Origin of the sequence: Brevibacterium atlanticum, assembly GCF_011617245.1 — a bacterium.
GTDB lineage: Bacteria > Actinomycetota > Actinomycetes > Actinomycetales > Brevibacteriaceae > Brevibacterium > Brevibacterium atlanticum.
Window position 1 is genome coordinate 3,762,879 of sequence record NZ_CP050152.1, and the last position, 25,061, is coordinate 3,787,939.

The 25,061-nt window shown below is 65.7% G+C and carries 22 protein-coding genes; 11 read left to right on the top strand and 11 right to left on the bottom strand.

What is annotated here, in order from left to right:
* Positions 1 to 2: 2 nt before the first annotated feature.
* On the top strand, positions 3 to 1,034 hold the full coding sequence (locus tag GUY23_RS16730; RefSeq protein ID WP_166974494.1) for a nitronate monooxygenase: 1,032 nt from the start codon (positions 3 to 5) through the stop codon (positions 1,032 to 1,034).
* Positions 1,035 to 1,202: 168 nt separating this feature from the next.
* Here GUY23_RS16730 and GUY23_RS16735 read toward each other — a convergent pair whose 3' ends face one another.
* The gene (locus GUY23_RS16735; protein ID WP_228282502.1) at positions 1,203 to 1,934 is read right to left on the bottom strand and encodes a response regulator; all 732 of its coding nucleotides are present in this window, start codon (positions 1,932 to 1,934) and stop codon (positions 1,203 to 1,205) included.
* Between the two features lie 168 nt (positions 1,935 to 2,102).
* Here GUY23_RS16735 and GUY23_RS16740 point away from each other — a divergent pair, with 168 nt between their 5' ends.
* The 5 genes from GUY23_RS16740 (at position 2,103) to GUY23_RS16760 (ending at position 8,176) form a co-directional block, all read left to right on the top strand.
* Positions 2,103 to 3,017, top strand: a complete 915-nt coding sequence (locus GUY23_RS16740; protein WP_166974496.1) for a hypothetical protein — start codon at positions 2,103 to 2,105, stop codon at positions 3,015 to 3,017.
* Positions 3,014 to 5,044, top strand: coding sequence for a sensor histidine kinase (locus tag GUY23_RS16745; RefSeq protein ID WP_166974498.1), 2,031 nt, complete (start codon positions 3,014 to 3,016; stop codon positions 5,042 to 5,044). The genes GUY23_RS16740 and GUY23_RS16745 overlap by 4 nt, the downstream gene beginning before the upstream one ends.
* Positions 5,045 to 5,129: 85 nt before the next feature.
* Positions 5,130 to 6,143, top strand: coding sequence for a hypothetical protein (locus tag GUY23_RS16750; RefSeq protein WP_166974501.1), 1,014 nt, complete (start codon positions 5,130 to 5,132; stop codon positions 6,141 to 6,143).
* 54 nt (positions 6,144 to 6,197) lie between these two features.
* On the top strand, positions 6,198 to 7,547 hold the full coding sequence (locus tag GUY23_RS16755; protein ID WP_166974503.1) for a sensor histidine kinase: 1,350 nt from the start codon (positions 6,198 to 6,200) through the stop codon (positions 7,545 to 7,547).
* On the top strand, positions 7,544 to 8,176 hold the full coding sequence (locus tag GUY23_RS16760; protein WP_166974505.1) for a response regulator: 633 nt from the start codon (positions 7,544 to 7,546) through the stop codon (positions 8,174 to 8,176). The genes GUY23_RS16755 and GUY23_RS16760 overlap by 4 nt, the downstream gene beginning before the upstream one ends.
* A gap of 9 nt (positions 8,177 to 8,185) precedes the next feature.
* Here the strand turns inward: GUY23_RS16760 and GUY23_RS16765 are convergent, their stop codons facing one another.
* The gene (locus tag GUY23_RS16765; RefSeq protein WP_166974507.1) at positions 8,186 to 8,947 is read right to left on the bottom strand and encodes an SDR family NAD(P)-dependent oxidoreductase; all 762 of its coding nucleotides are present in this window, start codon (positions 8,945 to 8,947) and stop codon (positions 8,186 to 8,188) included.
* Positions 8,948 to 9,123: 176 nt separating this feature from the next.
* Positions 9,124 to 9,699, bottom strand: coding sequence for an NADPH-dependent FMN reductase (locus tag GUY23_RS16770; RefSeq protein ID WP_166974510.1), 576 nt, complete (start codon positions 9,697 to 9,699; stop codon positions 9,124 to 9,126).
* A gap of 290 nt (positions 9,700 to 9,989) precedes the next feature.
* On the opposite strand from GUY23_RS16770, the gene GUY23_RS16775 reads away from it, so the two are divergent.
* A complete protein-coding gene (locus tag GUY23_RS16775; RefSeq protein ID WP_166974512.1) occupies positions 9,990 to 10,652 on the top strand; it encodes a TetR/AcrR family transcriptional regulator in 663 nt (220 codons plus the stop codon).
* A gap of 77 nt (positions 10,653 to 10,729) precedes the next feature.
* On the opposite strand, the gene GUY23_RS16780 is transcribed toward GUY23_RS16775, so the two are convergent.
* The 5 genes from GUY23_RS16780 to GUY23_RS16800 all read right to left on the bottom strand — a co-directional run bounded on the left by GUY23_RS16780 (position 10,730) and on the right by GUY23_RS16800 (position 17,774).
* Positions 10,730 to 11,797 carry an IS110 family RNA-guided transposase gene (locus GUY23_RS16780; RefSeq protein ID WP_166969435.1) on the bottom strand — a complete coding sequence of 356 codons (1,068 nt, stop codon included), beginning with the start codon at positions 11,795 to 11,797 and terminating at the stop codon, positions 10,730 to 10,732.
* Positions 11,798 to 12,105: 308 nt separating this feature from the next.
* The gene (locus GUY23_RS16785; protein WP_166974515.1) at positions 12,106 to 13,869 is read right to left on the bottom strand and encodes a dipeptide ABC transporter ATP-binding protein; all 1,764 of its coding nucleotides are present in this window, start codon (positions 13,867 to 13,869) and stop codon (positions 12,106 to 12,108) included.
* Positions 13,866 to 14,945, bottom strand: a complete 1,080-nt coding sequence (locus GUY23_RS16790) for an ABC transporter permease (RefSeq protein WP_228282504.1) — start codon at positions 14,943 to 14,945, stop codon at positions 13,866 to 13,868. Before GUY23_RS16790 ends, GUY23_RS16785 begins: the two co-directional genes overlap by 4 nt.
* Positions 14,945 to 16,036: an ABC transporter permease gene (locus GUY23_RS16795; RefSeq protein ID WP_166974517.1), complete on the bottom strand. Its 1,092-nt coding sequence runs from the start codon at positions 16,034 to 16,036 to the stop codon at positions 14,945 to 14,947. The genes GUY23_RS16790 and GUY23_RS16795 overlap by 1 nt, the downstream gene beginning before the upstream one ends.
* A gap of 103 nt (positions 16,037 to 16,139) precedes the next feature.
* Positions 16,140 to 17,774 carry an ABC transporter substrate-binding protein gene (locus tag GUY23_RS16800; protein WP_166974520.1) on the bottom strand — a complete coding sequence of 545 codons (1,635 nt, stop codon included), beginning with the start codon at positions 17,772 to 17,774 and terminating at the stop codon, positions 16,140 to 16,142.
* A gap of 432 nt (positions 17,775 to 18,206) precedes the next feature.
* Between GUY23_RS16800 and GUY23_RS16805 the strand changes: the two genes are divergently transcribed.
* Positions 18,207 to 19,745, top strand: a complete 1,539-nt coding sequence (locus GUY23_RS16805) for an alanine/glycine:cation symporter family protein (protein WP_166974522.1) — start codon at positions 18,207 to 18,209, stop codon at positions 19,743 to 19,745.
* Positions 19,746 to 19,901: 156 nt separating this feature from the next.
* Here the strand turns inward: GUY23_RS16805 and fbaA are convergent, their stop codons facing one another.
* On the bottom strand, positions 19,902 to 20,927 hold the full coding sequence (gene fbaA, locus GUY23_RS16810) for a class II fructose-bisphosphate aldolase (protein ID WP_166974525.1): 1,026 nt from the start codon (positions 20,925 to 20,927) through the stop codon (positions 19,902 to 19,904).
* 166 nt (positions 20,928 to 21,093) lie between these two features.
* Here fbaA and GUY23_RS16815 point away from each other — a divergent pair, with 166 nt between their 5' ends.
* On the top strand, positions 21,094 to 22,416 hold the full coding sequence (locus tag GUY23_RS16815; RefSeq protein ID WP_166974527.1) for an MFS transporter: 1,323 nt from the start codon (positions 21,094 to 21,096) through the stop codon (positions 22,414 to 22,416).
* A 106-nt stretch (positions 22,417 to 22,522) separates the two neighbouring features.
* Here GUY23_RS16815 and GUY23_RS16820 read toward each other — a convergent pair whose 3' ends face one another.
* Both GUY23_RS16820 and GUY23_RS16825 read right to left on the bottom strand, forming a co-directional pair.
* Positions 22,523 to 23,011 (bottom strand): SRPBCC family protein, encoded by a 489-nt coding sequence (locus GUY23_RS16820; protein ID WP_166974530.1) that lies wholly within the window; start codon positions 23,009 to 23,011, stop codon positions 22,523 to 22,525.
* A 31-nt stretch (positions 23,012 to 23,042) separates the two neighbouring features.
* Entirely contained in the window at positions 23,043 to 23,384 is a 342-nt protein-coding gene (locus GUY23_RS16825; RefSeq protein ID WP_166974533.1) for an ArsR/SmtB family transcription factor, read from the bottom strand.
* A 101-nt stretch (positions 23,385 to 23,485) separates the two neighbouring features.
* Here GUY23_RS16825 and GUY23_RS16830 point away from each other — a divergent pair, with 101 nt between their 5' ends.
* Complete coding sequence (locus tag GUY23_RS16830; protein WP_166974536.1) at positions 23,486 to 24,127, top strand: TetR/AcrR family transcriptional regulator; 642 nt, start codon at positions 23,486 to 23,488, stop codon at positions 24,125 to 24,127.
* Positions 24,124 to 25,059: an ABC transporter ATP-binding protein gene (locus tag GUY23_RS16835; protein ID WP_166974539.1), complete on the top strand. Its 936-nt coding sequence runs from the start codon at positions 24,124 to 24,126 to the stop codon at positions 25,057 to 25,059. Before GUY23_RS16830 ends, GUY23_RS16835 begins: the two co-directional genes overlap by 4 nt.
* Positions 25,060 to 25,061 lie beyond the last annotated feature (2 nt).

Genomic DNA, 25,061 nt, shown 5'->3' on the forward strand with positions numbered 1-25,061 from the left:
CCATGACGATCGCCTTCGAGACGACGAGCCTGCCAATCATCGGCGCTCCCATGGCCGGCGGGACGACGACGCCCGAACTGACCGAAGCCGTCGCTCGCGCCGGCGGGTTCCCGTTCGTCGCCGGCGGCTACCTCACCGCAGAGGATCTCGCCCCACTCGTCGGACGCATGCGTGAGACGACGGAGACCTTCGGCGTCAACCTCTTCGCCCCGAATCCCGTCCCGATCGATCGCGCGGCCTTCGACGCTTTCGTCTCCGCCCTCGAACCGGCCGCGGCCGCACGGGGAATCACGCTCAACCCCGAACCCGTCGACGATGACGATCTCTATGCGGAGAAGGTCGACTGGCTCGTCGCGCACCCCGTTCCCTTGGTGTCGACGACGTTCAATCTGCCCACCGCCGAGGTCGTCGACCGTCTCCATGCCGTCGGTACGCAGGTGGTGGCGACGGTGACGACGGCTGAGGAGGCGCGCACAGCAGCCTCATGCGGTGTCGACGCACTCATCGTCCAAGGTCCGCGTGCCGGCGGGCACTCGGGAACGGCCGATCCGACCCGGGAGATCGAGGACCGTGCGACTCTCGATCTCCTTCGCGACATCCTCGCCGAGGTGGACCTGCCCGTGGCAGCCGGAGGCGGAGTCGATAGCGAGGCCATGGTCGCAGAGCTCCTCGACGCCGGGGCGAGCGCCGTCGTCGTCGGGACCCTGCTGCTGCGCTCCGATGAAGCGGGCACTGCGCCCACGCACCGTACCGCGCTCGCTGCCGATGAGTTCTCACAGACTCAGCTGACCAGGGCTTTCACCGGCCGCCCGGCTCGAGCGCTGGTCAACGACTTCGTGCGCGAGTTCGACCAGATCGCCGTGGACGCCTACCCGGCGGTCCACCATCTGACGAAGGAGTTCCGCGCTGCGGCGAAGAAGGCGGACGACCCGCACGGTCTGCACCTGTGGGCCGGGACCGGTTACCGGAATGCGCGCGAGGGCTCGGCCGAAACGATCATCAAGGACCTCGGCTCCCGCTTCACACGACCCTGACCCACGCTCCACCGAGGCACGCTGCCCCTCAGCAGCATTTCATGGCGCTTGGGTGGGCATTCTGGTCGGAACGCGAGGCCTTAGGTGGGCATTCTGGTCGGGAGGAGTCGCCTCGAATCCGACCATTTCGCCCACCCAAGAGGCCTCGCGAAGCATCAACGACGCCCCTCAGCTCCCGGCGACGACGAGGCCCGATTCGTACGCGGCGACGACGATCTGGGTGCGGTCGCGCAGGCCGAGCTTTCCAAGGATCCGCGACACGTGGGTCTTCACAGTCTGCTCGGCGAGGAAGAGCTGATCGGCGATCTCGGAGTTGGCATGGCCCTTCGCGACCAGGGTCATCACGTCGATCTCGCGGTCGGTCAGCTGCCCGAGCACCGCAGTGTCCTTGGCCACGGTGGGCCCGGCGACGTATTCGGCGATGAGTCGGCGCGTCACCGAGGGCGCGAGCAGCGACTCCCCACCGGCGACGACGCGCACGGCGGTGATGAGGTCCTCGGCGGTGGCGTCCTTGAGAAGGAATCCGCTGGCCCCAGCCCGCAGTGCGGAGAACACGTATTCGTCGGCATCGAACGTGGTGAGCATGATGACGCGCGGGTGCTCGCCGGGCATCGCGAAGATCGCACGGGTGGCGTCGAGGCCGTTGAGCTTGGGCATGCGGATGTCCATGAGGATGACATCGGGATCCGTGCGGCGGACGAGGTCGACGACGGCCGATCCGTCCTCCGCGCTGCCGACGACCTGCATGTCCGTCTGCGCGTCGAGCAGCGCCCCGAACCCCTGCCGGACCATCGCCTGATCGTCGACGATGGCGACCCGGATCGTCGTCGACGACGGTGGAGGAACACTCGCCGAGGCGGCTCCCCCGTTTCCGTCCTGCGTTCCCTCAGCTTCCGGCATGGTCCCAACCTACCCGAACCACGGGCGCCGTCGCCCGCATAACATGCGAGAATACGGTCCCCGCGCCACCGGAACCGTGATTTTCACCCTCAGGTAGCACCCCGGCCCAGGCACTTTCACCCGTTCGTATGATGTGCACCGGCAGGCCTGCTCCTTAGCGTGATCCCCATGATCATCACCGCCATCGTCCTCGCCACCGCAGCGGCGTTCTGCCTGGCCCTGGGCACACACTTCCAACAGCACGCTGTGGCCGCCATGGCCCCGGGCCTGCGTCGCCGAGCCACGTGGGTCGCCGGCCTCGGACTCATGGGGCTGGTCACCGTGCTCAACGTCATCGCCCTCGGGCTCGGCCCGGTCGCGATCGTTCAGCCCATCGGTGCGGTCTCCCTCGTCTTCGCGGCCCTCATCGGCAGGCGGTTCTTCGGGCTGCGCCTCGGCGCCCCGCTGCTCATCAGCATCGCGATCACCCTGTTCGGCGTGTTCTCGTTCGTGGCCACCTCGGCGCGGCACTCCCACGACATCGTCTCCACGGACCAGTCGGTGACGTGGCTGCTCGCGGTGCTCATCGCCCTCAGCGTCTTCGCGGGCCTGTTCTCGATCAGCTCCGCCGGGCACATTCCGCGCGTCGTGATGACCGGCATCGTCTTCGGCACCGTCGCCGCGGCCACGCACGTGCTCGCCCGCGCGGTCGTCGTCGCCGGGCTGTCCGGTCTCGATGCCTGGGGAATGCGGTGGTGGCTGCTGCTGGCAGCGGTCGGGGCAGCCTCGGCGGCGGGGTTCTGGCTCGTCCAGACCGCCTACGCCTGCGGACCCGCCGAGACTGTGCTCGCCGGGCTCACGGTCATCGATCCGATCGTCGCGGTGATCATCGGCGCCGCCTTCTTCGGCGAATACGCAGGCCTCACCACGCTGGCCGTCGCCGGGCTGCTCGTCTCCGCCGGCATCGGCGTCGGCGGCGTGTGGATGCTCTCACGCTTCCATCCGAAGGTCATCGACTCCTCCGGTCACGCACGCGCGACCGAACCGACACGCACACACCCATCGCCCTCAGCCGCACCTGCCCACCAAGGAGTCCAGTCATGAACAATTCCCCCACCCCGACAGCTGTGTCCTCCGCCATCGGCACACCCCAGCCCACGACCCCGTACTCTGAAGAGGTGCCCCGCCCAGCAGAGCCACAGCCGACAGGTCCGCCCGACGGACCGTCGACGCCGACCCGCGCGACCCGGGAGCGGTCCTGGTGGGATCGACTGCGGCACAATCTCGGTCGCGATGCCGGGCTCGTCGCACCCGGCCTGTTCATCTCCCTCATCGCAGTCCCGGCACTCATCGCTTTGTTCTCGGTCTCGATCGCCACAGTGATCGTCTGGGTCGGCGCCCTCCTCCTGCCGCTGACGCTCACCGTCGCCCGCGCATTCGGCAACCTCTCCCGAGCGCGCACCCGTGCCTGGGGTGCGCCCATCGCCGAGGCGGCTCCCCGTCACCGCGGACACGGACTCCGCTGGTGGCTGGCTCCCCTGCGTGATACTCGTGCCTGGTTGGATCTGCTCTTCGAGGCCGTGTTCGCCCTGCCGATCCGGCTCCTCACGTTCTCCGTCGCCGCCGCGTGGTTCTTCGGCGGACTCGGCGGTGCCACGTTCTTCGTCTGGGGCCGGTTCCTGCCCGAAGACGGTGGGGACACGGTCGATTGGGTCGTGGCGTGGGTGACGGGCTCCCCGGTTACGGATCTCGGCTTCTCCGCCGAGGCAACCTTCCAGTTCGTCGTCGGACTCATCCTTCTCCTCTCCTTCCCCTTCCTCCTCCATGCCCTGGCTCTGTTCGAGATCGTGACGATCCGCGCGGCCCTGTCCGCCGACACGACCGAGGCGCACTCGAATACTAGCCCCGGCATCGCAGCGGCCGAGGCGCCTGCGTCTTCGAGCCCTCGCATGTTCGCGTCGACCACCGGAGGTCTGGGCTGGTTCTGGCTGGTCGCGGGATTCGTCGGGATCGCGCTCGTCGCGATCTCCTGGCCGGTGACGACGGTGCTCTACGACGTGCCGACGGTCTTCGCGATGCTCATCGCCCTCTCTCAGAGTGCCGCCCTCGTCCTCGCCGTCCGGTGGCCCACCATCGCGATCGGACTCGGGCTCGCAGCTCAGATCGCGGGCATCGCGCTCACCTCGGGAACTTCGGGTGAGGTCTGGCCGTTCACCGTCACCTCGCTGCTGGCGCTGGTCTTCCTCCACCTCACCATCGGACTGCGGCACGGTTGGATCCGGCTGGTGGCCCTGTGGACGCTCAGCGCCGTCATCGGGGTGCTTGCGCTCATCCTGCCGCACGCCGGCGGGTTCGCAGGTGCCCTGACCAATGTCATCACCACAATGTCGATCGCGGCGGGTGCCGGGCTCATCGGCGTCATCGGCAACCTTCTCATCCAGGGTCGCCGTCAGCTCGAGACCGAACGCGAGCTCAGCGCCGCCGAGCTGGCCAAACGCCAGGAGCTCGAGGAGCGCAACCGGATCGCGCAGGAGCTCCACGACGTCGTCGCGCACAGCATGTCGGTCATCAGCGTGCAGGCGACAACGGCGAAGTACCGTCTGCCCGGGCTCGATGAGCGCAGCCTCGGCGAATTCGACTCGATGGCCTCATCGGCCAGGCAGGCACTCACGGAGATGCGGGGTCTGCTCGCGATCCTCCGTGGCGGTCGGAACGCTGACCTCGCGCCGCAGCCGAGTCTCGAGGACATTCCCGCGCTCGTCGACGTCACGCGCGGGTCGGGGGCGCGCGTCGATCTCGACTTCCCCGACGATGTACCCGTCCTCTCCCCCACCTCGAGCCTGACGGCCTTCCGCGTCGTCCAGGAGAGCCTGTCGAATGCTCTGCGCCATGCGGCCGGGGCCGCAGTGTCGGTCACCATCGCCCAGGTCGAACAGCGCGTGGAGATCACCGTGGTCAATGGCGCTCCCGACGCCGAGGCGGCCACGGTCGCTGGAGCGAAGAGCCACCTCGGCGGAGGATTCGGGCTCAAGGGAATGCGCGAGCGCGTCGAAGCACTGGGCGGCACCCTGCAGGTCGGACCGACCGACAACGGGGGTTTCGAGGTCAGGGTGTCACTGCCGCTGGACTGAGCAACCGCGCAAGAGCGGAGCTTCGATGGCATAATCGGTCAAGGATCCCTGCCGTCTGAAGTCCCCTCCGGAAGGTGCAGAAACAGTGACTCACTCATCCCCACCGTCGCCGTCTGGTCCGTCCGCGCCGCTGCCCGAACCCACGGTGCAGGAGCAGTCCCGGTTCGTCCGGGATCTGCGGCGCACGATCGCCATCGTCATTGTCGTGGCCTTCAGCGTGGCTGCGATCGGCGGAATCATCGTCATGCTCGGCGATATCGACTCCGAGGCGACGTTCCAGGTCATCGGCACGACGTCAGCGACCGGCGCGTGCAGCGTCGCCGCCTTCTGCGGGGCGGCGCTCATCGGTCGGCGAGCCCAATGGTTCGGCAGCGTCACGATCCTGCTGGCGCTCGTCACTCTCGTGGTGAGCCTTCTGTTCATCTGGGGCGATCCTTACGGGTGGGATGACCCGATCGGCTCCACCGGCATGACCATCGTCGATGTCCTTTACCAGACCCTCTTGTCGATCGTGCTCGTCACCGCCGTCGCTTCGGTCGCTTCGCTCATTCTGCTGTTGGTGCCCCGATCGTGGGTGGTGCGGATCGGGCTGCCGATCACGCTCTGCTTCCTCGCGCTCGGCACCTGTCTGGTTCTCGTCACGATCTGGATGGAGGGAGCGTGGCAGCACGACTGGCTGACCCGCCTCAACGGCATCGTGTGGATCCTCGCCGCGCTCGGCGTGGTCGTCGTGCCCCTGACATCGCTGCTGCTCAAGGCGGGCTCGAAACCGGAGGCTGCGAGCGCTGCGGCGGCGGCATCAGCGGACACTGCTGCGGCACCGGCAGAAACGGACGAGGCGCCCGCGGCTGACAGTAAGGGGCCGGTCGCGGACACCTCCCCTGACAGCGAGGAGCCGGCCACGAGCGCTTCCCCGGCCAGCACGAGGCCGGTCGGCCCGACGCTGTCGCCCTCCACCGTCGACCGCCTCGAAGCAGCTGCGCGAGCCGAGGGGATCACGGCCGACGAACTCGTCGACCGCCTGCTGGTCGGCGACTCGCAGGGTGGTGCGGACATCCCGACGGCGCCCGATGACTCTTCGATCAGGACGTCCGAATAGGAATCATCCTTTCGGACGACAGCCTCGGCGCCACCGCCCGGGTAGGGTCGAAGGGTGACACTTCGCCCCGCCCGTCGCCCGCTTGCGCATGCCCTCATATGGACCGGCATCGCCGCTGTCCTCGGTGCGCTCCTGCTCGTCACCGTCGTCGGGACCGGACGGCCGGGCATCGACAGTCCAGCACCCCAGGATGATGCGCTCTTCTTCGAGCTCCTCGTCCATTTCGTCTGCGGCTTCATCGGTCTCGTCTGCCTGCCCGTCGTCCTCTTCTTCGACGGACGCCGGATCCCACGCAAGCAGCTGCGACCGAAGGTCCTCGCCGCGGAGAAGCTGCGCGAGTTCCTCACCGTCACTGGCCACGGGGGTGAGGAGTTCCTCGCCTCCGACGGGTCCGTCGAATCACTCCAGCGCCGCCCGGGAGGGTGGGTCCCCGTCACCGTCGGCATCATCGGGATCCTCCTCGGCACGCTCAGCGTCCTCGGCGCGTTCGCCGCCTCGTTCATGCTCGTGTCCTTGGCGGCCAGGCGCAGCTGGGTACTCGACTTCGTCGCCCTCGCCGCCACCCTTGCCTCATTCTCGGCGACCTACGTCCTCACTCCGAAAGCGGCGGGAACCTTCGACCTTCCCGTGTTCGTCTTCGGCGGCGTCATCTATGCCGTCATCGTCATCATCGGCGTCATCCGCGGGTCCCGTGAGCAGGGCTTCATCGACTCCGCCGCCCAGACCCTGCTGCGCGAACGCTCCCGACAAGATCGCGCCATCGCCGAGGTCCGTCGCGGCATCGCCCGCGACATGCACGACTCCCTCTCCCATCACCTCTCCGTCATCGCGATGTACTCCGGCGCCCTGTCGGTGCGGCAGGACCTCGACCCTGACGAGGTGCGGCAGAACGCCCGCCTCATCGCCGATGCCGCCCGCCGCTCCGGTGTCGAACTCCGCGAAGTGCTGACCATGCTCCGCAGCGACGATCAGGGCACAGTGATCGATCCCGACATCGACCGCCTCATCGCCGGTCGTGGCGACACCGTGGAACTGCGCTACCTCGATCCCGTCGATTCGTCCATGCTCAAGCAGTGTGGGGCACTCGAGCGCACGACGGTCTACCGCTTCGTTCAGGAGGCGATCACGAACACGGTCAAACATGCTCCCGGCCGGAAGGTGACCATCACGGTCGGAATCGATGCGGACGAGAGGACCCTCGAACTCGTGGCGAGCAATCCGTACACGGGCTTGGCCCCGGCCTTCCGCGCCGGCGCGCAGCAGCTCGTGTCGGGGTCCGGTCTGGGGCTGCTCGGCCTGCGCGAGAGGATGGAGGCTATGGGCGGGGATCTCACCGTGACTACCACCCCCGAGTTCACACTCCGCGCCCGCATCCCCATCACTCCGGCAGAGGAGAGACCATGACGATCCGTGTGATCATCGCCGACGACGAATCGCTCATGCGATCGGGGCTCAAGCTCCTCCTCGGTGCGGCGAACGATATCGAGGTCATCGCCGAGGCGGCCGACGGTTCCGAAGCCATCGACCTCGCCCGCGAGCTGAGTCCCGACCTCGTGCTCATGGACATCCGGATGCCGGTCGTCGACGGCCTCGAAGCGGCGCAGACCCTGTTAAGCGATCCCGATCATCCGCAGGTGCTCATGCTCACTGCCTTCGGCACCGACGATTTCATCCACCGCGCCCTGCAGTCCGGGGCGGCCGGCTACATCCTCAAGGACACCCCGCCCGAGGACCTCATCAATGCCGTCCGGGCGGCTGCCGACGGTACCCGGACCCTGTCGACATCGGCCCTGGAGACGCTGCTGAGCTCACGTCCGACCACCTCGGCGCCGGTGCCGGATCCGCTCGTGTCGCTGTCGGACCGGGAGCGGGAGATCGCCGAGGCGGTCGCGCAGGGGATGACGAACGCACAGGTGGCCAGGGCACTGTTCGTGTCGACGGCGACCGTGAAGACCCATCTGGCGCGCATCTTCGACAAGCTCGAGGTGAGCTCGCGGGTGCAGCTGGCGCTGCTCGTCAACGAAAAGCGTTGAACCTGAAAATCATTTCGGGGCCATGCGGATCGCGCCGTCGAGGCGGATGGTCTCACCGTTGAGCATCGGGTTGGCGACGATCGATTCGACGAGCTGAGCGTATTCGGTCGGCTTGCCCAAGCGGGCAGGGTGGGGCACGGATTTGCCGAGGGATTCCTGCGCCTCGGCGGGCAGTCCTGCCATCATCGGGGTCTCGAAGATGCCGGGGGCGATCGTGACGACGCGGATGAGGGAGGCGGCGAGCTCACGGGCCATCGGGAGGGTCACCGCAGCCACCGCGCCCTTCGATGCGGAGTAGGCGATCTGACCGATCTGTCCGTCGAAGGCCGCGACCGAGGCGGTGTTGACGATGACTCCGCGCTCTTCACCATCCGCTTCCTGCTGCTGCATCGCGGCAGCGGCCAGGCGGCAGACGTTGACGGTGCCGACGATGTTGATGTTCAGCACCTTCTGGAAGGCATCGAGGGGCAGCGGACCTTTGCGCGAGACGAGTTTGCCGGGTGTGGCCACACCCGCGCAGTTGACGACGACGCGCAGGTCGCCGAGCCCGGTCGCGGTGTCGACCGCGGCCTGAACCTGCTCTTCGTTCGTGACGTCGGCGGTGACGAAGTGGGCGGCGTCGCCGAGTTCGGCGGCGACCTGCTGCCCCACCTCGGCGTTGAGATCGACCATGACGACCTGGGCACCGGCGGCCAGGAGTCGTTCGGTAGTGGCGCGGCCGAGCCCGGAGGCTCCGCCGGTGACGAGGGCGACTGAGTTGGTGAGATCCATGGGAGTCCTTCGCATCGCTGAGTGAACATGCCTTCGGTTCGACTCTAGCCCAGCCCTGTGGGCGGGGTCACTCGCGGATACGACAAGGCCCGCCGGTCGTTCGGCCGGCGGGCCTTGTTCGGATTGCCTGCATTCCGCGTCCCCGGTAGGGCGAGCTCAGGCGAGCACGATGAGACTCAGGCAGCCTGCTCTTCGGCGGCCTCACGCACGGACTTCAGGGCCTCGCCCCACGAGACGATGTCAGCCACCATCGAGGCGAACGGAGCGGCCGAGACCTCGGTCGGCGCAAACTGGCCGTCGGCGACGTCGGTGAAGATGGAGAACGAAGCCTGGTCGCGGACGACGGCGAGCTTGTAGTTCGCGAGGATGTGGCGCAGGTGCTCGGCGGCGCGCACGCCCTTGTCGGCGCCGTAGTTGACGATGCCCGCGACCTTGTGGTTGAACTCGGTGGCGACGAAGTCGAGGGCATTCTTCAGCGAACCGGAGATCGAGTGGTTGTACTCAGGGGTGACGAAGATGAAGGCGTCGAACTCCTCGAGCTTCGCGCCCCAGGCCTTCGTGTGATCGTTGGCGTACATCTTCGCCCCGGCCGGAACCACCTCGTCGAGGAGGGGAAGGTCGAAGCTGCCGAAGTCGACGACCTCGGCGCGGACGCCATCGTTGGCGGCCAGCTGCTGCTCGACCCAGGCGACGATCTGCGGGTTGAGCGCCTGCGGGCGCGAGGTTCCGGGGATGATGGCAATGTTGAGCATGGACGTCCTCAAATCGATTGGCGGTGTCGGCCGGTGATCGACCGAAGCGGTAGGGTTCTCGGGCGGAGCGTGGCAGCAGACTGCCCGGCTCCATTTCAGCGAACATACTTGAACACTCAATCATTCCCAGCAGCACACGTGACCCTGGTCACTTCGTCCGCGGGCACATCGTCGACTTCCTTGCGAATTCGGGCCCGTTGGAGCGGTTCGTCGTGTATGGTCGTGGGGCAGGTGAAAGATTGTTCGATAGAAGAGCAGGCTTCGACGGAAAGCCGGCAAGGAGCCCGACCATGGCGCGCTCGACCAACGGCCGCAACAACATCCTCCGCTCGGCCCGGGACACTTTCGCGGACAAGGGATTCGACGGGGCATCCATCCGCGACATCGCCCAGACGGCGGGGCTGAGCCTCTCCGCACTCTACTACTATTTCCCTTCGAAGCAGGAAGCTCTGTACGAGCTCGTCCACACCGCCTACTCGTGGTACATCGGACACGCTCGCGCCGTCATCGCCGAGGTCGACGACGACCCGGTCGATCAGCTCGCGGTCGCCGTTCGCTACCTCGCCCGCTACCGCATGGAGAACGTCTCGGTCTCGACCGTGCTGCTGCGCGACACCGAACGGCTGACCGGCGACAACGCCACGCAGGTCAAGGACCTCCAGAAGGAGGCACGTGAGGTCATGGGCGAGATCGTCCGGGCCGGCATCGAGACGGGAGCCTTCCGCGTCGAGAGCTCGACTCTGGCCACCCGCGCGATCCACTCGATCTGCAACTCGCTCTCACTGTGGTACAGGCCCACGGGCGACCTGACCCCGGACATGATCGAACGCGACTTCACGCAGTACTCGCTGCGCATCCTCGGCCTCGACCCCTCGGAAGAGGAGCTCGACCGCCTGCTCGGCCTGCCGGTCAACCAGGCGGGCATGCTCGACTTCATCGCCGACACCAACTGACCCCTCTTGCTACCTGACGGCGGCCCAGCAACCTCGCGCGAGGTAGCTGGGCCGCCGTCAGGATCCTTCTATGCTTGTCAAGCGGCCTGCCCAACCACGCTCGTCGCCTCGAGAAGCCGATAAACTCTCCGGGCCACAAACCGCTTGATACACCGGATAGCCTCCTTCTTCGACTTCCCTTCCCCAAGTCGTTTAGCCATGTACGCTCGGGTCTCCTCATCGAAGGACAGCTTCGTGATGGCCACCATGTACAACGCGGAGTTCAACCGGCGGTCCCCGCTGCGGTTGAGTCGGAATCTCACCACATTGCCCGACGATGCTGGGATCGGATTCACCCCCGCCAGCTTCGCGAACGCAGCCTCGGAATGCACCCGTCCTGGATGAGACCACGCCAGATAGAACACGGCGGCAGTGATCGGTCCGATCCCCGGCTGGGCCAGCAGCACAGCGGCAGGACTGTCCTTCACCAGAGCCAGAATCCGTGTGGCGTAATCCTTGATGTCGGCATCGAGTTCGATGACGCGTTTGGCTAACCGGATCGCTTCCCGACGTGCTTCACAACGGGCCACAGGCTCGTTCCGGCCCCGCCATTTCGACACCGTGCGGATCTTGGCGACTGACAGTTTCCGTCGGGCATCGATACCGAGATCGTTCGCCCGCAACAACGCGGTCAGCGCGTTGATGGTGCGGGTCTTCTCCCGCGTCATGGACTCGCGGGCACCCACGAGGATCCGCAGTCCCTGACGCGGCCCATCGGCCTGTCTGGGCACGCGCAGCCGCGACTGCTCCAAGGGCAGGACGGTGGTCGCGATTCTGCGGGCGTCGATCTGGTCATCCTTACCCGTGCTGTGACGGTCGCGGGCACTCATGCTCGCGGCCTCGGCGACCGTATACCCAGCCTCAGCGACGTTCTCGGCCAGGATCGCTCCGTAGGTGCCGATGCCTTCGATCACCCACAGGGTGTCCAGGTGCCCGCCGGTGCGACGCCCGACCCAGTCCAACGCGCGTGCCAGGCCAGTATTCGTGGTCGGGAATTCGCGGGTATCGAGGTGCTCACCGCGGTTGGTGAGTATGGCGTAGACGTGGTTCTTCGCGTGTGTGTCGACGCCGACGACAAACGCGTACAAGTGCGAGATGATAGTCATGACGGTTCGTGATTCTCCCGTGTTAGAGCGGATGATGTCCGACCGTCGAACGGTCGGCTCCGGTCCGGGAGATAGTCACGTCGGAACACTACTGTGATGAGTCACGTTCGGTCAGGAACGGACAACCTTCTGATCAAGTTACCGATGTGGGCCGAGCCGGGGCCGACCGCCCACCGATCATCAGACAGATCCTGACGATGACATCGTCTGAGTCAGCAGTAATTCGAGTCATGATGATCGATGGGACGGTCAGTTCCTACTCTGCCAGCCAGTCCCAGACCAGCCACTATCAATCCTCACAGTAGTAATTAGGGGGTGCGGAGGGTGCGGGCCTGCTCGCGGCGCTTGGCCTGCTCGGCCGGATCCGGGACCGGGAGCGAGGCGATGAGTCGCTTCGTATAGTCCTCACGCGGCGCACCGAGCACCTGTTCGCCCGTGCCCTCTTCGAGCAGCTCCCCATGGAAGAGCACGCCGATGCGGTCGGAGAGCATGTCGACCACGGCAAGGTCGTGGCTGATGAACAGGGCCGCGAAGTCGAATCGGTTCTGCAGCTCGACGAAGAGCTCGAGCACCTTCGCCTGCACCGACACGTCCAACGCCGAGGTCGGCTCATCGGCGATGAGCAGCTCCGGATCGAGCGCCAGACCGCGGGCCAGCGAGGCCCGCTGCCGCTGCCCGCCCGAGAGCTCATGCGGGTACCGGGAGGCATACTCATTCGGCAGCTGCACCGAATCGAGCAGCTCGCGCACCCGCTTCAACCGATCCGCGGCACTGAGCTCCCGACGGTGGATCGCGAACGGTTCGGCGATGCATTCGCCGATCGTCAGGTGCGGATTGAACGAGGCGGCCGGGTCCTGGAACACGAACCCGATCCGGCGCCGGATCTTCGAGAACGCGCGCTCCTTGAACCCGACCATCTCATGCCCGAGCACGGACAGGCTGCCGCCGCTGGCCCTGGTCAGACCCGCGATCGCACGACCGATGGTGGTCTTGCCCGATCCCGATTCGCCGACGAGTCCGTAGACCTCGCCGGCCTTGATGTCGAAGCTGACCTTCTTCACCGCATGGAAGTCCGATCGGCCGATCCCACCTGGGTAGACGATGTCGAGGTCCCGCGCGGTGACGATCGATTCCCGCACGCTTCCTTCCCCCGCCGAGGTGGTGCTGGCAGCAGTCTCCCCCGCCGAGGCGGTGCCGGCCGACATCTCCCCCGCCTCGGCGGCGGCAGCCTTCCGACTGCCGACGACGGTCGAGCCGATCCGCGGTACCGCGGCGAGCAGATCCCGTGTGTACTGCTCCTGCGGGTCGCTGAAGAGCTGCTTCACGGTCGAGACCTCGACGAGGTCGCCGCGCAGCATCACGGCCACGCGGTCGGCGAGGTCGGCGACGACGCCCATGTTGTGGGTGATGAGCACGATGGCGGTGCCCGTCTCATCGCGCAGCTCGCGCAGCAGGTCGAGGATCTCGGCCTGGACGGTGACGTCGAGGGCGGTGGTCGGCTCGTCGGCGACGATGAGCTTCGCACCCAGGGCGAGCGCCATGGCGATGACGATGCGCTGCTTCTGTCCGCCGGAGAACTGGTGCGGATAGTAGTCGAACCGGTTCTCCGCGTCGGGGATGCCGACTTGTTTCATCGCGGCGACGACACGTGCCTTGAGCTCGGCCTTGCCGGCCTTGCGGTCATGGGCACGAAGGCCCTCGGCGATCTGCCACCCGACGGTGTAGACGGGGTTGAGCGCGGTCGAGGGCTCCTGGAAGACCATCGCCACATCGGATCCGCGCATCGCTCGCAGCTGCTCGGCGGAGACGCTGAGCACGTTCTGCCCCGAGATGACCACGGCTCCCGAGCGCTGAGCGGTCTCCGGCAGCAGGCCGAGGATGGAGCGTGCGGTGACGGTCTTGCCCGATCCGGACTCGCCGACGATCGCGAGCACCTCACCGGGTGAGACGCTCAGTGAGACATCCTTGACCGCGTGCACGTCGCCGCCGTCGGTGGAGAAGGTGACGTCGAGGCGTTCGATGTCGAGGATGCTGCCGGCGGACTGCACAGTCGTGTCGTTCTTCTTGCTCATGCCTTGACCTCCGCAGGTTTGACGTTCTTCGTCTTCGCTTTCCGTCGCACGCGCAGGCGCGGGTCGTTGAGATCGTTCATCGACTCACCGACCAGGGTGATGCCGAGGACCGTGAGCACGATCGCCAGCCCCGGGAACACGGCCGTCCACCACACACCGGACGTCACGTCCGGCAGTGCCTTGTTGAGGTCGTAGCCCCATTCCGACGCCGAGGTGGGTTCGATTCCGAATCCCAGGAACCCGAGCCCGGCCAGGGTCAGGATCGCCTCGGAGGAGTTGAGCGTGAAGATCAGCGGCAGCGTGCGCGTGGCATTGCGGAAGATGTGTTTGGAGATGATGCGGGTCTTCGAAGCACCGAGGACGATCGCCGATTCGACGAAAGGTTCGGCCTTGAGCCGCAGCGTCTCAGCACGCACGACGCGGAAGTACTGCGGAATGAAGACCACGGTGATCGAGAACGCCGCGGCGGCGATGCCGCCCCATGCGCTCGACTGCCCGCCGGAGATCGCGATCGACATGACCAGCGCCAGCAGCAGGGTCGGGAACGCGTAGACCGCATCGGCGATGACGACGAGGAAGCGGTCGAGCCAGCCGCCGATGTACCCGGAGACGAGGCCGAGGATGACGCCGGCGAAGATCGACATGATGACGGCGACGACGATGACGGCCACGGCAGTCTGGGCCCCCCAGATGACGCGGGAGAAGACATCGTAGCCGCCGACGGTCGTACCCCAGATGTGGGTGCCCCCGGGCGGCAGCTTGGAGCCGAAGTTGCCTTCGGAGGTGCCGAGCTGGTTGAACCCGTAGGGGGCGATGAGCGGGGCGAAGATCGCGCAGATGAGTACGAGTCCGCAGAGCACGAGTCCGGTGATGAGCATGCCGCGCTGCAGTCCGACGGACTGGCGCAGGTGAGAGACGATCGGCAGGCGGGAGAACCACGACTTCTTCGCCGTCTCGTCGAACGCGAGGGCGGGGACACCGGAACCGGGAGCCGCCTCGGCGAAGGTGCCTGCGGTCTCCGCCGAGGTTGCGCCTTCGATCGAGTCGATGCTGTCGGGATTGTCAGGAGTGGACATCAGTACCTCACTCGGGGGTCGATGAAGGCGGCGATGACGTCGACGAGGAAGTTCGTGACCGCGACGATGACGGCGAGGAACACGACGATGCCTTGGACGGCCACGAAGTCGCGGGCGGTGAGGTACTCGGCGAGCTTGAAGCCGAGCCCCTTCCATTCGAATGTCGTCTCGGTGAGCACGGCGCCGGCGAGCATGAGGGCGATCTGCATGCCCATGACGGTGACGATCGGGATCAGCGCCGGCCGGTACGCATGCTTGGTGACCAGGCGGTATTCGGAGATTCCGCGGGATCGGCCGGAGTCGATGTACTGCTGCTCGAGCGTGCCGATGAGGTTCGTGCGCACGAGTCTGAGGAACACTCCGGCGGTGAGGAGCCCGAGGGCGATCGCCGGCAGCACGGCGTGGGCGAGCACGTCACCGAGGACGGAGAAGTTGCCGATGCGGATGGCGTCGATGATGTAGAAGCGCGTCGGAGCGACGACGCCGGACATGATGTATTCGGTCTCGGTGGTGCCGCGGCCGGCCACGGGCAGGATGGGCAGGAAGACGCCGAAGACGAGTTTGAGGATCATGCCGGCGAAGAACACGGGGGTCGCATAGGCGAGGATCGCGAGCACGCGCAGGGCGGCGTCCGGGGCCTTGTCCCGGTGATAGGCGGCGAGCATGCCCAGCGGGATGCCGATGACGAACGCGACGATGAGCGCGTAGAAGACGAGTTCGACGGTCGCGGAACCGTAGTTGAGCAGGATCGACGAGACGGGTTGACCGTCGGAGACGGCAGTGCCGAAGTCGCCTTTGAGCAGGTTGCCCAGATACTCGAAGTACTGGACGAGGAGGGGCCGGTCGTAGCCGGCGGCGTGGACGCGTTCGGCCAGTTGGGCCTTCGTCAGGCGTCCTCCCAACGCCGCGGTGATCGGGTCACCGGTGATGCGCATGAGGAAGAACACCAGAGTGGTGAGAATGAAGATGGTGGGAATGATGAGGAGGAAGCGGATGAGGACATAGCGTCCCAGGCCTCCCCCCGAAGGCTTCTTGACCGCGACCGAGGTCTCGGCGGCCTCCACCCCTGGTTCGCTGATGGCAGCAGACATGTGTTCCTTATGTAAGTGTTTCGGTGCGCGGACGCGCCACGAGGTGCAGGTTGGCCGGGCGGCTCACCTGCACCTCGTGTGGGTGTTCAGCTCAGACGTGCGATCACTTGCTCAGCAGTGCCAGTCGGAACTGGAACGCGGGGTCGAGGGTGTCATCGACGCCCTTGACGTCCTTGCCGGACACGGCGATCTGGTTGCCCTGGAGCAACGGCAGGGTCGGCAGCTCCTCGGAGAGCTGACCCTGGATCTTCTTCAGGGCCTCTTCGCGCTTGCCCTCATCGGCGATGGAGGACTGAGCGTTGAGTTCCTTGTTCATCGTCTCGTCCCGGTAGTGGTTGGCCAGGAACGACGGGGTCTCATCGGTGTCGTAGAAGAACGGCACGAGGTAGTTGTCGGCATCCGAGTAGTCCGGGAACCATCCCAGCTGATACATCGGGTAGACGTCGTCGGTGCGGTCCTTCGAGTACTGCACCCATTCGGTCGACTGCAGCTTGACCTTGAACAGCCCGGTCTTATCCAGCTGATCCTTGACCAGCGCGTACTCATCACCTGAGGACGGACCGTAGTGGTCGGGGTTGTACTGCAGGTTGAGCTCGACAGGGGTCTTGACACCCGCGTCCTTGAGGGTCTTCTTCGCCTTGGCCACATCGGCTCCGCCTTCGCCGTCGCCGTATGCGGACTTCAGCGGTTCGTCGGCGCCGGGCAGCCCCTCGGGGACGTGCGAGTACAGCGGGGTATAGGTGTCCTTGTAGACCTGGCTGGCGATCGCCTGACGATCGACCGAGTCAGCCATGGCCTGTCGAACCGCAAGTGCCTTCTTCTCGTCGGCGTCATCGGTCTTCGCACCGAAGGGCATCGTGTCCATGTTGTAGACGACGTAGCGGATCTCGCCGCCCGGGCCCTTGTGGACCTTGAGGTCCTCGTTCTTGCCGAGGTCGTCGATGTCGGTGGCCGACAGCGATCGCCAGGCCACGTCGATGGTGCCTTCCTGGACGTCGAGCTTCATATTGTTGGCGTCCGAGTAGTACTTCATCTGCACGGTGTCGGTCTTCGCCGGCTCCACGTAGCCCTGATAGTCCGGGTTGGCCTTGTAGGTGAGCAGTTCGTTGAACTTGAAGCCGTCGATCGTGTACGGACCGGCGAAGGCCTTCCCGTCCACGATGTCCTGATCCTCGGTGACCTTGTCCGGCGAGAACACGTCCTCATCGACGATCGGGCCGGCGGCGCTGGCCAGGACACCTGGCCAGGTCTGGTCGTTCTTGCGCTTGAGGTTGAACACGACCGTCTGATCATCCGGGGTCTCCACGGACTTCAGCCCGCCCAGCAGCGAGGAAGGCCCGTTGGGGTCCTGGATCTTCAGCTGGCGGTCGAAGGAGAACTTCACGTCCGAGGAGGTCAGTTCGTTGCCGTTGGCGTATTTGAGCCCGTCCTTGAGTTTCACCTCGTACTTCGTCGGCTCGGTGAAGTCGGCGGACTCGGCGATCGAGGGATTGAGCTCGGCCGTGCCCGGCTTGTACGCGAGGATGTACGGGTAGACCTGCTGTTCGACGAGCGAGCTTCCGTTGTCATAGGCCGCGGCCGGGTCGAGAGCCACGACCTTGTCCGTGGTTCCGACTGTGAGCATGCCGCCGTCGCCGTCACCGCCATCGCCTCCGGTCGTCGAGGTCGAGCAGGCAGAGAGGAGCAGAGCTCCGGTCGCGGCGATGGCCACGGCCTTTGCACCGGTTCGTCGTTTCATGGTGTTCCTGTCGTTACAGATGTGCTCTTCGTGTCGTCTTTGCACGAAGAGATCCGCATCACATCATACGGTTCCCGTCCCAAATAGTGAACTGATGCACATGACGTGACTCAGTTCGCAACGACTTCGCAACAATTCGCCGAGGCGACCGCCGCCCTCACAGCGAAACCGTCGCGGTCGATCCCCGCCAAGCCGGGGAATGACCTCGACGACGGTGGGATGTGACGCCGAGCCGCCTCGGCGATGGTGATTTGCGTCGCAGATCACAATCGGTTTGACTTATGAAGTACATCACAGGAAAGTCGCAGGGTTTCTGCGACGATCACACAGTTATTCGGCTGTGCCCAAACCCCCTGGAATCCTGCCTTCACGATCTGGAGCGCAGCGATTCTGCGAACCGGAGTCAACCGGTTCCCCGACATGAGGAGAAACGTGTCCGCAGTTCTCGATTGGCTCAACGGCATCATCTGGTCGTCGGCCCTCGTCTACCTCTGCCTCGGCGCCGGCGTGTACTTCACGATCCGGTCCCGTGCCGTCCAGATCCGCCAGATCAAGGCGATCTTCGTCCAGATGTTCAAGGGCAAGAGCTCCAATGAGGGCGTCTCGTCGTTCCAGGCCCTGGCGATCTCGCTAGCCGGTCGAGTCGGGGTCGGCAACATCGCCGGTGTGGCCACGGCCATCGGCTTCGGCGGTCCCGGTGCGGTCGTGTGGATGTGGATCTCCGCGCTGTTGGGAGCCTCGACCTCGTACGTCGAGTCGACGCTCGGTCAGATCTTCAAGGAGCAGGACCCGAAGTCAGGCGAATACCGCGGTGGTCCCGCCTTCTACATCGAGAAGGCCTACCGTCACACGAAGGCGCGCGGCCTGTTCAAGGTCTACGGTATGGTCTTCGCCGCCGTCACGGTCATCGCGATGAGCTTCATGCTGCCGGGCATCCAGTCGAACGCGATCTCCGGTGCCGTCGAGAACGCCTGGGGCACCCCGACCTGGGTGACGGCGATCATCCTCGCCGTCATCATGGGCTTCATCGTCATCGGCGGCGTCAAGCGCATCGCACACTTCGCGTCGCTGGCGGTGCCGTTCATGGCGGTCATCTACATCATTGCGGCGATCGCCGTGACCCTCTTCAACGCCGACCAGATCGTCCCGGTCTTCCAGCTCGTGTTCACCTCGGCGTTCGGCGTCGACGCCGGCCCCGAGGCGGCTTTCGGAGGCATCCTCGGCATGGCTGTCCAGTGGGGCGTCCAGCGCGGCATCTACTCGAACGAGGCCGGGCAGGGAACCGGACCGCATGCGGCGTCCGCTGCCGAGGTCTCACACCCCTCGAAGCAGGGCCTGGTGCAGGCCGGGTCGATCTACATCGATACCCTCTTCGTCTGCTCGGCCACGGCGTTCATGATCCTCTCGACCGGCATGTACAAGGTCTTCGACGCCGATGGTGAGACGATCATCGGCACCGGCCGCGGTCAGATGGCCGAGGCGATCGCCGCCACCCCGGGCGAGAAGTGGCCGCAGGCGGGACTCGACACGATGATCCAGGGCCTCGGTGCCGGCTTCATCGCGATCTCGATCTTCCTCTTCGCCCTGACGACGATCGTGGCCTACTACTACATGGCCGAGACGAACCTCGTCTACCTGCTCGGCAAGCTGAAGAGCACGCTGCCCCTGACGATCGGCATGAGGGTCCTCCAGGTGCTCATCCTCGTCGCCGTCGCCGTCGGTGCGATGTCGACCTCGGGCAGCGCATGGGCACTCGGCGACATCGGTGTGGGTCTCATGGCGTGGCTGAACGTCATCGCGATCCTCATCCTCCAGCAGCCGGCGTTCAAGCTTCTGCGCGACTACGAACGGCAGACGAAGGAGGGTCTGGATCCGGTGTTCGAGCCGGCGAAGATCGGCGTGCGCAACGCGGACTTCTGGGATCAGCGCGTCGCCCGCGTCAGGGCCGGCGAGGCGGTGCCGGAAGGCTGAGCACTGCCGCGGCGAATGCGGGTTCAGAACTGACCCCACCGCCGCCGCGGCTCACACCCGCTGTGGCTCACGCTCGCAGAGACGACGAGGCCCGGGACAATGGTGTCCCGGGCCTCGTTCCGTTCGCTGAATCAGCTCACTTGTCACTGAATCAGCTCACTTGTTCACGCTGGTTCCTGCCGAGCCGAGGTTCTCGCACGCTTCGATGACGCGTTCGGCCATGCTCTGCTCCGCGGCCTTGCCGTAGGCGCGCGGATCGTAGAGCTTCTTGTTGCCGACCTCGCCGTCGATCTTGAGCACACCGTCGTAGTTGCGGAACATGTGTTCGACGACGGGACGGGTGAAAGCGTACTGGGTGTCGGTGTCGATGTTCATCTTCACGACTCCGTGGCGGACCGCCTCGGCGATCTCCTCCGGGCTCGAACCCGAGCCGCCGTGGAAGACGAGGTCGAACGGCTTGTCCTTGCCCACCTCGGCGCCGACCTTCTCCTGGATCTCGCCGAGGAGTTCGGGACGGAGCTTGACATTGCCGGGCTTGTACACGCCGTGGACATTCCCGAAGGTCAGAGCCGTGAGGTAGCGACCGTTCTCGCCGGAGCCCAGAGCCCTGACCGTGGCCAGTCCGTCCTCGACGGAGGTGTAGAGCTTCTCGTTGATCTCGTTCTCGACTCCGTCCTCTTCGCCGCCGACGACGCCGACCTCGATCTCGAGGATCGAGTGAGCGGCCGCCGAGAGCTCGAGCAGCTCCTCGGCGAGGACGAGGTTCTCATCGAGGGGGACGGCGGAACCGTCCCACATGTGCGACTGGAAGTAGGGCTGTCCGCCGTTCTTCACGCGCTCAGTCGAGGCCGCGAGCAGGGGCTTGACCCACTCCTCGACCTCCTTCTTCGGGGCGTGGTCTGTGTGCAGGGCGATGTTGACGTCGTAGCTCTTGGCCACCTCGGCGGCGAAGACGGAGAAAGCGATGGCTCCGCGGACACGGTCCTTGATCGTCGGGCCGGAGATGTATTCGGCGCCGCCGGTGGAGATCTGGACGATGCCGTCGGATCCGGCCTCGGCGAAGCCGCGGATGGCGGCGTTGATCGTCTGCGAGGAGGTGCAGTTGATCGCCGGGTACGCGAAGCCCTGGGTCTTCGCGCGGTCGATCATCTCGGCATACACTTCGGGGCTGGCGATAGGCATACATGCTCCTTGGTCGTTGATTGCAGTGCGCTTGTCGGTTGCTCCCAGCCTACTCGTTTCCGCAACGGGGCCAGAAGCGTTCCGGATCGTCCACACCGAATTCCCACGCCGAGGCGGTCGGGCCGAAGCGTGCCGACCACAGCCGATCCCCCGGTACAGTGACATCATGCAGACTCCTCCGGATGTTCGGGCAGCCGGCAATCGCGGCCGCATCCTCAGCTGGGCACTGTGGGACTGGGGATCGGCGGCCTTCAACGCCGTCATCATCACCTTCGTCTTCGCCCCATATCTGACGAAGTCCGTCGCCGCCACCGAGGAGGCCGGATCCTCAGCGCTCGGGTGGGCGATGGCTGCGGCCGGGTTCATCATCGCCGTCGTCGCGCCCGCTGCAGGTACCCGCGCGGATGCCGGTGGCCGCCACCGTCTGTGGTTGGGCGTGCATACGGGCGTCGTCGTGGCCAGCATGCTCGGGCTCTTCTTCGTCCGCGACTCCCCGGACTATCTGTGGCTGGGTCTGCTGCTCCTGGCCATCGGCAGCGTGTTCTTCGAATTCGCCGAGGTGTCCTACAACGGCATCATGGTTCGCATCACGCGTCCCGACAACGTCGGCAAGGTGTCAGGGTTCGGCTGGGGCATGGGCTACGTCGGCGGGCTCGTGCTCCTGGTCCTCCTGCTCGTCCTCGTCATCCAGCCCGAGGTCGGCTTCCTCGGCGCCAGCGACGCTGAGGGGCTGCGTTTCCGCATCGTCGCCGTTCTGTCTGCCGTGTGGTTCGCGATCTTCGCCGTACCCGTCCTCGTCTCCGCGCCCGGGGCCAAGGTCAAGGGCACCTCGGCGGGGCATCCGATCCGGGCCTTCATCGCCGACTATGCGGCTCTCGTTCGTCGCTTGGTGCGGATGTGGTCATCCGAGCATCAGACACTGCGGTTCTTCATCGCTTCGGCGGTCTTCCGTGACGGCCTGGCCGCGATCTTCTCTTTCGCCGGGGTCCTCGCCGCCGGCAGCTACGGCTTCTCCGCCTCCCAGATCATCGTCCTCGGAGTGGCCGCGAACGTCGCCGCCGGCGCCGGCGCGATGATCGCCGGCTGGTTCGATGATCGACTCGGGCCGAAGCCCGTCATCATCGCCGGGCTCGTCATCATCATCCTCGGTGGGCTGCCGATCCTCTTCAGCGCCGAGGCGGCCGTGTTCTGGGTCTGCGCCCTGATCCTGAGCTTCTGCGTCGGTCCGGTGCAGGCCTCGAGCCGGTCGTTCCTCGCTCGCATCACCCCGCCCGAATCGGCCGGGGAGAACTTCGGTCTCTACGCGACGACGGGGCGCGCGGTGAGCTTCCTCGGCCCGGCGATGTTCGCCTTGGCGATCACGATCGTCGGCTTTCAGCGCGCGGGCACGCTGGGCATCCTCATCGTGCTCGCGGTCGGACTGGTCCTCATCATTCCGGTCAAGCCCGATGCGCCGAGGCACTCGATGCAGGCGCAGAGCGACACCTGATCGCTCCGATCCACCCAGAGCCGCCGAAACAACGCCGGAGCGCCGAGACAACGGCGCGTGCATAGTGGTCTCGGCGCTCCGGCGTTGTCTCGACGCTTACCAGGATTCAGCCTTGCGAGAGCAGATCGTCGATCTGGTTGATCGCTCCGGTCGAACCCTCGATCACGCCCATCTCCAGGACGGTGCGCAGACCCTCGACCGAGTCGAAGACCGATTCGTAGGTTGCGCGGGTGCCGTTCTCGGTCGCCTCGAGGGTGTAGACGCACCGGCTTCCCGGCATCGACTCGACGACGGCGAAGTCCTCGTCAGCGAAATAGTCACGGAACTCCAGGCGCCGGGGACGGTCGACGGCGATCAGCTCCCATAGACCACAGAACTTCTCCCCCTCTGGGCTCGTCATGTAATAGGTGACCCTGCCGCCGGGCTCGAATGAATGATCGACGACCGTGGCGGGGTAGGTCGGAGGCCCCCAGACCTGCTCGAGCTGACGAGGATCCGCGTAGACCTCCCAGACTCTCTCGGGGTCCGCCGCGAATTCCGCGACGATCGTCAGGGTCAGTGTCTCTTCGTCATGGAAAGTATCGGTGACTGGCATGGCTGCTCCTTGAGCGTGGTGATGGGCTGGTTCACGACCCGGCCTGGTCATCCTTGGCCAGGAGGCCGTCGATTCTCTGCACTCGTTCGACCCAGCGGTCCTCGAGCTCGGCGAGCAGGCTCCGCACGGTGCGGAGCGGACCCACCTCGGCGTGAGCGATCTGCTGCCTGCCGACTCTTCGCTTCGTCACCAGTCCCGCACGTTCGAGGACGGCGACATGTTTCTGCACGGCGGCGAAGCTCATATCGTAGTCGGCGGCCAGGTCGGACACCGAAAGCCCTTCTCCGACGATCCGGCGCACGATGTCGCGTCGCGTCCGATCGGCCAATGCCTGAAAGAGCGCATCCGCCTCGTCATCGAGAAGTCCTTTCATGCGATCAATCATACAACCGAATGGTTGTATGTAAACAGCCGAAGAGAAACTTTCCACTTGCCCATTGACTTTCGCGATTGAACACGCGTTTAATATTAAACATGCGTTCAACCACTCCTGACTCCGACTCTCGTCGCTCTCCCCACTCCTCGCCGGAGACTGCGGAGAAGATCCTCTCCGCCGCTGTCGCGGAGTTCGCCGAACGCGGTTTCACGAAGACGACGATCCGCGGTGTCGCTGCTGCCGCAGGGGTCTCCCCTGGCCTGGTCATCCACCACTTCGGGTCGAAAGAAGGGCTGCGCAGCGCGTGCGATGACCATGTGTTCGACGTGTTCACCGAATCGAAGGCTTCGAATGCCGGCTATGCCGCGATGGCCGTGCAGATGATGTTCGACGATCCGGCGATGACCACTGCCCTGGACTACCTCATCAAGTCCCTGCTCGATCCCAGTGATCATGGTCAGCGCTACTTCGATCACTACGTCGACCTCGTCGAGTCCTATATCACCGACGGCTTCGCCGGATACACCTTCCGACAGAGCGAGGACTCACACGGTCAGGCTGCGACGATCGCGGTCATGGCACTGGCCCCGGCTCTGCTCGAACAGCGACTGCAGACCAACCTCGGCACCGACGACACCACCGACACGATGACACGACTCGCACCGCACCTGCTCGATCTCTATCTGCATGGCGCGCTCGAGTCCGTTCCCGACGACTCCGGACTGGGAGAAGAACCATGAGCACCTTGACCCGCAACCGACGCGCGGACGATCACCGCAGCACCGCCTCGGCGGCGATCGAGATGCACGAAGTCGTGAAATCCTATGGCCGCGTACGTGCCCTCGACGGACTCGACCTCGAGGTCGCCCGCGGCGAAGTCCACGGATTCCTCGGACCCAACGGGGCCGGGAAGTCGACGACGATCCGGATCCTGCTCGGCATCCTCCGTCACGACGCTGGGACGGTGCGCCTCCTCGGCGACGACCCGTGGTCGAAAGCGGTGCCTCTGCACCGCCGCCTGGCCTACGTACCCGGCGATGTGGAGCTGTGGCCGGGACTGACCGGGGGTGAGGCGATCGATCTGTTCGCCCGACTGCGCGGCGGGGTCGATACGCGTCGACGCGATGAGCTCATCGACGCCTTCGACCTCGACCCCAGGAAGAAGGGGCGGACGTATTCGAAGGGCAATCGGCAGAAGGTCGCGCTCATCTCCGCACTCGCCTCGGACGTCGAACTGCTTCTCCTCGACGAACCGACGGCCGGGCTCGATCCGCTCATGGAGGCGGTGTTCCAGGACTGCATCCGCCAAGCGAAGGACGCCGGCCGCACTGTGCTGCTTTCGAGCCACATCCTCGCACAGGTCGAGGCTCTGGCCGATCGGGTATCGATCATCCGTTCCGGGCGCATCGTCGAGACGGGGACCCTGTCCGAGCTGCGGCATCTGTCGCGGACGACGATCACGGTCGGACTCGAACATGATATTCCTGCGCTGGCTGCGATGTCCGGGGTCCACGACCTCGTGCGCGAGGGCGCGCGTCTGCACTTCAGTGCCGATACCGCGCAGCTGCCCCGTATCATGCGAACGCTCGGCGAACATGACGTCGAGTCGCTCACGGCCACTCCGCCGACTCTCGAACAGCTGCTGCTGCGCCACTACGGCAAAGAGGAGTGAGT